The organism is Streptomyces sp. NPDC007346, from assembly GCF_040703535.1.
Lineage (GTDB): Bacteria > Actinomycetota > Actinomycetes > Streptomycetales > Streptomycetaceae > Streptomyces.
Genome location: NZ_JBEYKR010000036.1, coordinates 1 through 7,766 on the forward strand (window position 1 = coordinate 1; position 7,766 = coordinate 7,766).

Sequence of the window (7,766 nt, forward strand, 5' to 3'; positions counted from 1 at the left end):
GCAGCACCGTGCGGTGCTGCCCCTCGGACCCCCGGGCCGGCCTCAGCTCTGGGGGCGCTTGCCGTGGTTGGCGCCGTTCTTGCGGCGGGCCTTCTTCTTACGACGTCGCTTCGAGGACATCGAAACCTCCTCTTCCCTCTGCTCGGTTGGGCACACATGATCCACCGGACCGTCGGATCCGGTGGTGAGGAAGACCACTCCTCGTCCCTACCGTCACAAAGTCGGGGCGCGGTGGCAAACCGCCGTCCCGCCGTTCGGGCTCACTTGAAGAGGTTCTCGCCGAAGTCCTCCGCGCACCGGTCCTCGGCGGACTTGGTCTGCGCCCTCTCCATGCAGTTCTCGAAGTCCTTGTAGGAGTCGGAGTTGAAGACGGATATGCCGATGATGAGGACGATGACCGAGCCGATCAGCCCGAGGGCACCGAGGACGGCACCGGCGATCGCCATGCCCTTGCGCGGGGCCTGCCCCTGGCGGGCGCGGAGCGCCCCGAGGATGCCGAACACCAGGGCGAGCAGGCCGAGAAGAAGTCCCCCGACGACCGTCCAGAAGAAGAGGCAGGCGAGCAGACCCAGGACGAGAGCGGTGACCGCGAACCCGTTGCTCCTGGCGGGTTCGGGAGCGCCGTACTGCGCGCCGTACTGCCCTTGGTCCGCGTTCGGCTGCTGAGGGTAACTGGGCATGGACATCGGATACGAACTCCTTACCAAAAGTTGTCCTGTCCATATGCCCCACAAGACCCTCGGTATGCAAATCCGCCCGGCGCTCCGGTGGTCCGGCGCCCTGTCCGGCGGCCCGGCGCTACGCCGTACCGCACCGCCGGAAATCCGCCGACAGGTGGTGCCCCAGCGGCTGTCCGACCGCCGCGAGGTCGTGGACGAAGACGAGGGTGTCCTCGCCGGTCAGGGTGTAACGGCGGCGGGTGGCGTCGACCTGCTTGGCGGTGGGGGTGAGAGCCACCTCGCGGGTGGCGAGGTCGACGGTGCCCTCGCCGGCCCGGCCGACCGCGATCTCCGCGACGCCGGTGGGCTGGGTGATCAGCGCCTCCACCCGCCCTTCCGGCTGGAGCCGCCACCAGCCGCTCTCCCGGGCCGAGGGCCGCAGGGGCCGCCCGTCCGCGTCGATCAGCCAGGCGCGCGACACGTAGTGGAGGAAGGGGCGTCCGTCATGGCTGAAGGTGACCTCCTGCGCGTAGGCGAACTCGCCGTCGAGCGTCGGGTATCCGCCCCGCCCGCTCCCCGTCCAGGTGCCCAGGAGCCCGAGCACCGGCGCGAGGAGCGGGTGGGGCGCCGGTACGTCGTCGGGCCGGAAGGCGTCGGGATACGGGTGCTGCGGGGCGGGGTCTGACATGGGGCGTGCTCCTGGGTCGATGCCGGTTCTGGTGCCGGGGGCAGCCTAGGACGTGGCAGGCCGTCCCCGGGGCATCGCCTCTCGCCGGGGGCCGGTCGGAGGTCACGAGGGCCGGGTCAGCAGGGCCGGTCGGCGGTCAGCAGGGCGCTCTCCTCCAGCCGGATGATGCGCGGAAGCCGTTGGATGGTCGCTTCCCGGTGGGCGATGACGATGAGGGTCCGGTCGGCCCGCAGGGTGTCGATCGCGGTCTCCAGGGTCCGCGCCGTCTCGGGGTCGATGTCGGCGGTCGCCTCGTCGAGGACGAGGACGGCCGGGTCCAGGAGCGCGGCCCGCACCAGGCCGATCAGCTGGAGTTCACCGGCCGAGAGCCGGCCCGCGCCGCGGCCGAGGTCGGTGTGGAGTCCGTCGTCGAGCGAGTCGGTCCAGCCGGTGAGGCCGAGGTGTTCGACGGACCGGGCGATGGCCTTCTCGTCGGGATCGCCCGGCACCAGCCGGAGGTTGTCCAGCAGGGTGCCCTCGATCATGTGGACGCGCTGGGGGATCAGGACGATCCTGCGGCGCAGTTCGGCGGGCGGGAGGTCCGCCAGGTCGTGGCCGTCGTAGCGGACGGTGCCGCTGTCGGGGGTGTAGAGGCCGGTCATGAGTTTGGCGAGGGTCGTCTTGCCCGAGCCGGTGGGGCCGACGAGCCCGACGCGTTCGCCCGGCTCCACCCGTACGGAGAGCCCGTGCAGGACCTCGTCGCCCGCCACGTAGGAGTAGCGCAGGTCCTCGATCTCGAGCGGGCCGCGTTCGGCGGTGACGGGGTGCGGTCCGTCGTCGGGCGCGGTGCGGGGCGGGGCGAGGGCGGACCGGGGCTCGGTGGTGGTGAGCAGGTCGAGCAGGCGGGCGAGTCCGACGAGGGAGATCTGGACCTGTCCGACCAGGTTGGACGCCTGGGTCGCGGAGTCGAAGAGCTGGCGGGTGGCGAGGACGAAGACCACGACCGTACCGACGCTGATGGAGCCCCGGGTGGTGAGCCAGCCGCCGACGAGGAGGAGCACGGCGGTCGTCACGCTCTGGACGACGCGGGAGAGGCTGATGAGGAAGAGGCTGCGCTGGCTGCGCCGGGCCGCCCGGTAGCGCCGCTCGTGGTCGGCGAGGAACCGCTCGCGCCAGAAGCCGATGCCGCCGCCCGTCTGGAGCATCTCGCGGGACTGGACCAGCTCGCGGTAGGTGGTCGCCACGGTGCCGGCCGCGGCCGCCTCGGCGGCGAAGGCCGGGTTGGCGGCCCTCTTGAAGAGTCTCAGCACGCCGACGATGGCGGGCACGAACGCCAGGGCCAGCGCCAGGGTGAGCAGGGGGGAGTAGGTGAGCAGCAGGACGGTGGTGAAGAGGAGGTAGCCGGCGACGGTGAGGACGTCGGGGAGCTGGCTGCGGACGAAGCCCGCGAGATCGGCGATCTCGGTGGTGGTCCGGCGCAGCAGGTCGCCGGAGGGGTGCGCTTCGAGGAAGCGCAGGGGCGCCCGGGAGAGCCGGGTGACGGCCAGTTCGCGCAGGGCGCGGACGACGCGTTCACCGACGGTGGTGAGGAGCAGTTCCGACTGGCGGAACAGGGCGAGCCGGAGCAGCGACAGCACGGTGAGCGCGGCGACGGCGGTGAACAGCCCCGTGCGGTCCCGCTCCAGGAGCTGGTCGACGCCCGCGCCGATGACGGCGGGTACGGCGACGGTGGTGGCGGTCGCGGCGGCGCTCGCGGCCAGGGCGAGGGCGATGCCACGGCGCTCGGGGCGCATGTGGGGCCAGGCGCGGCGCAGGACGCGGCGCTGGTCGGGGGTGGCGGTCAGGCACGGGTGTTCAGCCACCGGTACTCACCCGGTCCTCCGTTACGTGGTCGGCGGCGGCCGGCCGGGCCGGTGCCAGGGCGAGGGTGCGCGAGGCCGCGTCGATGAAGGTGGAGCGGTGGGTCGCGCAGACGATCGCGGTCGTTCCGGACCAGGCGCGCAGCCGCTCCAGCAGGGTGCGTTCGGTGGTGGTGTCGATGGCGGAGGTGATGTCGTCGAGGAGCAGGACCGCCGGCCTGCGCAGGACGGCGCGGGCGAGGGCGAGGCGTTGGAGCTGGCCGCCGGAGAGGGTGCTGCCGCGTTCGCCGACGAGGGTGTCCAGGCCGTCGGGGGCCGAGGCGAGGTAGCCGTCGAGTGCGGCGGTGCGGCAGGCCTCGCGCAGTGCGTCGTCCGTGTAGGGGGCGCCCAGGCGCAGGTTGTCCGCGAGGGTGCCGCTGAGGGTGACGGGGCGTTGGGGTACGTAGCCGATCCTGGCGTGGAGTTCGACGGTGTCGGCCGCCTCCAGCGGGAGCCCGCCGAAGCGTACGGTGCCGCTCGTGGGCGGCTGGAGTCCGGCGAGGATCCGCAGCAGGGTGGTCTTGCCCGAGCCGGTGGGGCCGGTCACGGTGATCAGTTCGCCGGGGCGCACGGTGAGGTCGACCGGGGCGAGGGTCGGGTGTCCGTCGACGGCGTGGCCGACGCCCTCGGCGGTGAGGTCGCCGGTGGCGGGCAGGGACGCTGTCCCCTCGGCGCGGTCGGTGGGCCGGGGCAGGAGGACGTCCTGGAGGCGGCGGGCGGCGGTGGTGGCCTGGCTGAGCTGGCTGACCCGCAGGGTGATGACGCCGACCCACAGGACGAGCATGCTCATCCAGCTGGTGAAGGCGACGATGCCGCCGACGGACATGGTCCCGCGCAGGACGGCGAGTCCGCCGAGGCCGAGTCCGGCGCCGATGGCGAGGGCGGGCACGAAGGGGGAGAGCGCGGCCCAGTCGGCGGAGACCCGTCCGGTGGCGAGGGTGTGTTCGGTGACCGTGGCGCTGCGCTCGTGATGCCGTCGTACGAGGGCGGGTTCGCCGCCGAGTCCGCGTACGGCGGCGCTGGCGGAGAGCAGTTCCTCCACCGCGTCGGCGCGGCCTCCGTGGGCGGCGGAGAGCTGGGTGTTGGCGGCGCCGAACCTCTTGGGGAACCAGTAGGTGTTGATCCAGACCAGCGGCGGGACGCACAGCACGCAGACCACGGCGAGCATCGGGTCGAGCCGCATGATGGCCGCGATCATGACGATGAAGCCGGCGACGCCGGTCACGAACGAGGCGAAGCCGGAGAGCCAGTTGCGCACCAGGTCCACGTCGCGGGTGCCGCGCATGCCGAGGTCGCCTTCGCCGAAGCGGGTGAGCGTACGGGTGTCCAGGCGGGAGACCCGGTCGGCGAGGGCGATGTAGAGGCGGTTGCCCTGGGTGGTGGCGAGCAGGGTGGAGTACCAGCCGAGGAGCATCTCGGCGAGGGCGGCGAGGACTCCGGCGCCGACGATGACGAGGGCCCAGTGGCGCAGGGCGGAGCTGTCGCCGTTGACGATGCCCTGGTCGACGGCGCGTTCGATGCACCAGGGCAGGGCGATGAGCGCGAGCTGGTAGACGAGGCCGCCGAGGACGGCGAGGGCTGCGAGGGCGGGTCGGTCCCGGAGGCATCCCGTCAGGAGTCGCAGCCCTTCCCTGGTGGTGGGGGCGGCGGGCCCGGGGGCCTTCTCGGTGGTGGGAGGGGGGGTCATGCGGCACCTCGTCCGGTGTCGGCGGGGCGTGGTGGGCGGGCGGAGCGGCCGGACGGCTCCGCGAAGAAGCCGAGCAGGGCGGCGTTGACCTCGGCCGGGCGTTCGAGGTGGCCGAAGTGGCCGGCGCGCTCGATCTCGGTGTAGCGGGCGCCGGGGACGGTGTCCGCGATCTCCCGGGTGGCCGTCGGCGGGATCATGACGTCGTCGGCGAAGCCGACGCACAGGAGCGGGACGTCGATCGCGGCGTACCGGGGCAGCCGGTCGGTGTCGCCCATGGCGTCGTACTGGGCACGGACGCCCGGTCCGTTCTCCCCGGGGGCGTAGGTGAAGATGTCGAGCCAGTCGCGCGCCGAGCGCGGATCGCGCAGGGTGTGCGGTGAGAGGTAGCACAGGGCCGAGAAGACGGCGCGGTGCGCGGCGGGGAGGTCGGCCTTGCTGTCGTGCAGTTCACGGCGGGCCTCGTTGAGGGCGGAGCCGAACGTGTCGGGGCGGGCCCGTCCGGCCATCAGCACCGCCTGGCTCACCAGTTCGGGCCGGGCCAGGAGGAGTTCGCCGACGATGGCGGAGCCCATGGAGAAGCCGACGACCCGGCAGGGGGCGAGGGAGAGGTGGTCGATCAGGGCGGCCACGTCGGCGGCCATGGTCTCCAGCGTGATGCCGCCGGGCGGTAACACGTTCGGCGCCAGGCCCCGGTTGTCGGGGGCGATGACCCGGTAGCCCGCGTCGACGAGGGCGAAGGTCTGGTGGGCGCGCCAGGTGGTGCGGCTCGCGGCGGTGCCGTTGACGAGCACCACGGGCTCCCCGTCGCCGCCGGTGTCGTCGTAGACGAGGTCGATGCCGTTGAGGGGTGCGGTGGGCATGGCGGGGTCAGACCTCGCTGTCCTGGGTTTCGCCCTGGGTCCAGTAGGCGGTGAGGTGGGTGTCGGTGCGCTCCAGGCCTCGGACGTGGACGAAGTGGTGGCGCAGCTCGCGCATCACCCGGCGTTCCCCGCCGCCCCACACGCGCCCGCCACCCTCGGGAAGCGCCAGGCCGGTGGCGTGTTCGCGCAGGAGGTCGCCGTGGTCCCGGTCGTGGCGGTGGAGCCAGGTGACCGTGGCGTCGGCGCGGGTGGGCAGCCGCTGTTCCTCGGCCCGGTCGGCGACCTCGATCGCCGCCAGGACCCGGTGTCCGCGCGGGAGTTCACCGAGGATGGCACCGATGGCGGGCAGCGCGGTCTCGTCACCGAGCAGGAGCGTCCAGTCGGTGAGGGGGGTGAGCGGATAGGCCGGGCTGGGCCCGAACCAGATCAGCTCGTCCCCCGGCCGGACATGCTCGGCCCAGCCGGAGGCCAGTTGTTCGGGGCCGTGCAGGACGAAGTCCATGTCGACTTCCGCGAGTTCGGGCCGGTGTTCCCGGATCGTGTAGCGGCGCAGGCGCGGTTGGGCGGTGGGCAGCAGCGCTCTGGCCGCCTCGGTCGTGAACGGCCGGGGCAGTCGCACACCGGGCTCGTAGAAGTACAGGGCGACATGCTGGTCGCTTCCGTTGCTGCTGAACGCAGACAGGTCACCACCGCCCAGGGTGACGCGGACCATGCGGGGGGTGACGCGCCGCGTCCTGCGTACGGTGGTCACGTGGATGCGCCCCGGCCTGCGGGTTCGTCGCTCATCGGTCGTGGCCCTGCTCATGCTGTCCGCGCTCCTCGCTGCTCTTGAGGTGATCGACTCCCGGAATCCCACCCGGAAGCGATAGGTTAGGCATACCTTACTTCTGGCCGCGTCCTGATGCGGCCGGAAGACCTCTCTGTTCCTGAACTAAGGAGTGAACATGGCACGTTCACGTATCTTGTCCGGCCCGGTGGAGCGCAGGCGTTTCCTCGGCGGACTCACGGGTGCGGCAGCGGCCTTGGGGCTGACGGCCTGTGGCGTGAGCGAGTCCGACAGCAAGGCGGCGGACGGCGGCTCCGAGGAACCCTCCGGTGCCGCGACCCGCAGCCTGGAGACGGACAACGGGACGGTACAGGTCCCGCGGGAGCCCAAGCGGGTGGTGGTCCTGGAGAACTACGACGCCCTGATGCTCCTCGATCTCGGACTGGTCCCCGTCGGCATCCCGGACGGGGCGGCCAACCCCCAGCTGCTGCCGAAGGACGTGTACGAGCAGCTCAAGGACGTCGACACGATCGGCGCCTCGGGAACGCCCAATTCCCAGGCCATCGCCGCCCTCAAGCCCGACCTGATCATCGATCAGTTCTACAAGGAGAAGTCGGCACCGCTCAAGACCATCGCGCCGGTCGCCTACTTCGACTGGCACACCAGCGGGGCGTTCTGGAACGAGCAGATCGCCAAACTGGCGAAGGCGGTCAACCGGGAGAGCCGGCTCGGCGAGAAGAAGAAGGAGTACGAGAGCCGGCTCACCGAGGTGAGGACGGCCTACCGCAAGCAGATCGAGACCACCACCTGGGCGCCCCTCAGCGGCGGTCCGAACGGCAAGTTCTTCCTCGGGACGCCGCTGGTCACCGTGATGCGCGACGTCGGTCTGCGGATCGGGGCGGGGCTGCCCGAGAAGGAGGCGGGGTTCGTACCGAAGAGCTACGAGGAGATGGACGTCCTCAAGGACTGCGACGCGCTGATCTACTCGGTGCAGGCCGACGGCAAGGCGACGCCCACGACCCAGCAGCTGCTGGACCACAAACTGTGGAAGGGCGTGCCCGCGGTCAAGGCCGGACGGGCCTTCCCCTCGAAGCACTTCGTGATGGCCAACTACAGCTTCGCCATCGGCGCGGTCGATGAGATCGAGGAGATGCTCAAGAAGATGTAGCGGAGCGCGCCCGAGGGGGGCCCGGCCGGTGCCGGGTCCCCCTCCTGCGTGCGGCGGCGGC

Annotated in this window: 7 protein-coding genes; 1 reads left to right on the forward strand and 6 read right to left on the reverse strand. The window is 71.9% G+C overall.

Annotated elements, in window-relative coordinates:
• Nucleotides 1-260: 260 nt before the first annotated feature.
• The 6 genes from AB0917_RS12600 to AB0917_RS12625 all read right to left on the reverse strand — a co-directional run bounded on the left by AB0917_RS12600 (nucleotide 261) and on the right by AB0917_RS12625 (nucleotide 6,576).
• The gene (locus AB0917_RS12600) at nucleotides 261-686 is read right to left on the reverse strand and encodes a DUF4190 domain-containing protein (RefSeq protein ID WP_366819496.1); all 426 of its coding nucleotides are present in this window, start codon (nucleotides 684-686) and stop codon (nucleotides 261-263) included.
• A gap of 112 nt (nucleotides 687-798) precedes the next feature.
• Nucleotides 799-1,347, reverse strand: a complete 549-nt coding sequence (locus AB0917_RS12605) for an FABP family protein (RefSeq protein WP_366819497.1) — start codon at nucleotides 1,345-1,347, stop codon at nucleotides 799-801.
• Nucleotides 1,348-1,463: 116 nt separating this feature from the next.
• Nucleotides 1,464-3,188: an ABC transporter ATP-binding protein gene (locus AB0917_RS12610; protein ID WP_366819498.1), complete on the reverse strand. Its 1,725-nt coding sequence runs from the start codon at nucleotides 3,186-3,188 to the stop codon at nucleotides 1,464-1,466.
• Nucleotides 3,181-4,911, reverse strand: coding sequence for an ABC transporter ATP-binding protein (locus AB0917_RS12615; protein ID WP_366819499.1), 1,731 nt, complete (start codon nucleotides 4,909-4,911; stop codon nucleotides 3,181-3,183). The genes AB0917_RS12610 and AB0917_RS12615 overlap by 8 nt, the downstream gene beginning before the upstream one ends.
• Complete coding sequence (locus AB0917_RS12620) at nucleotides 4,908-5,771, reverse strand: alpha/beta hydrolase (protein ID WP_366819500.1); 864 nt, start codon at nucleotides 5,769-5,771, stop codon at nucleotides 4,908-4,910. The genes AB0917_RS12615 and AB0917_RS12620 overlap by 4 nt, the downstream gene beginning before the upstream one ends.
• 7 nt (nucleotides 5,772-5,778) lie before the next feature.
• A complete protein-coding gene (locus AB0917_RS12625; RefSeq protein ID WP_366819501.1) occupies nucleotides 5,779-6,576 on the reverse strand; it encodes a siderophore-interacting protein in 798 nt (265 codons plus the stop codon).
• Between the two features lie 139 nt (nucleotides 6,577-6,715).
• Here AB0917_RS12625 and AB0917_RS12630 point away from each other — a divergent pair, with 139 nt between their 5' ends.
• A complete protein-coding gene (locus AB0917_RS12630; protein ID WP_366819502.1) occupies nucleotides 6,716-7,705 on the forward strand; it encodes an ABC transporter substrate-binding protein in 990 nt (329 codons plus the stop codon).
• Nucleotides 7,706-7,766 lie beyond the last annotated feature (61 nt).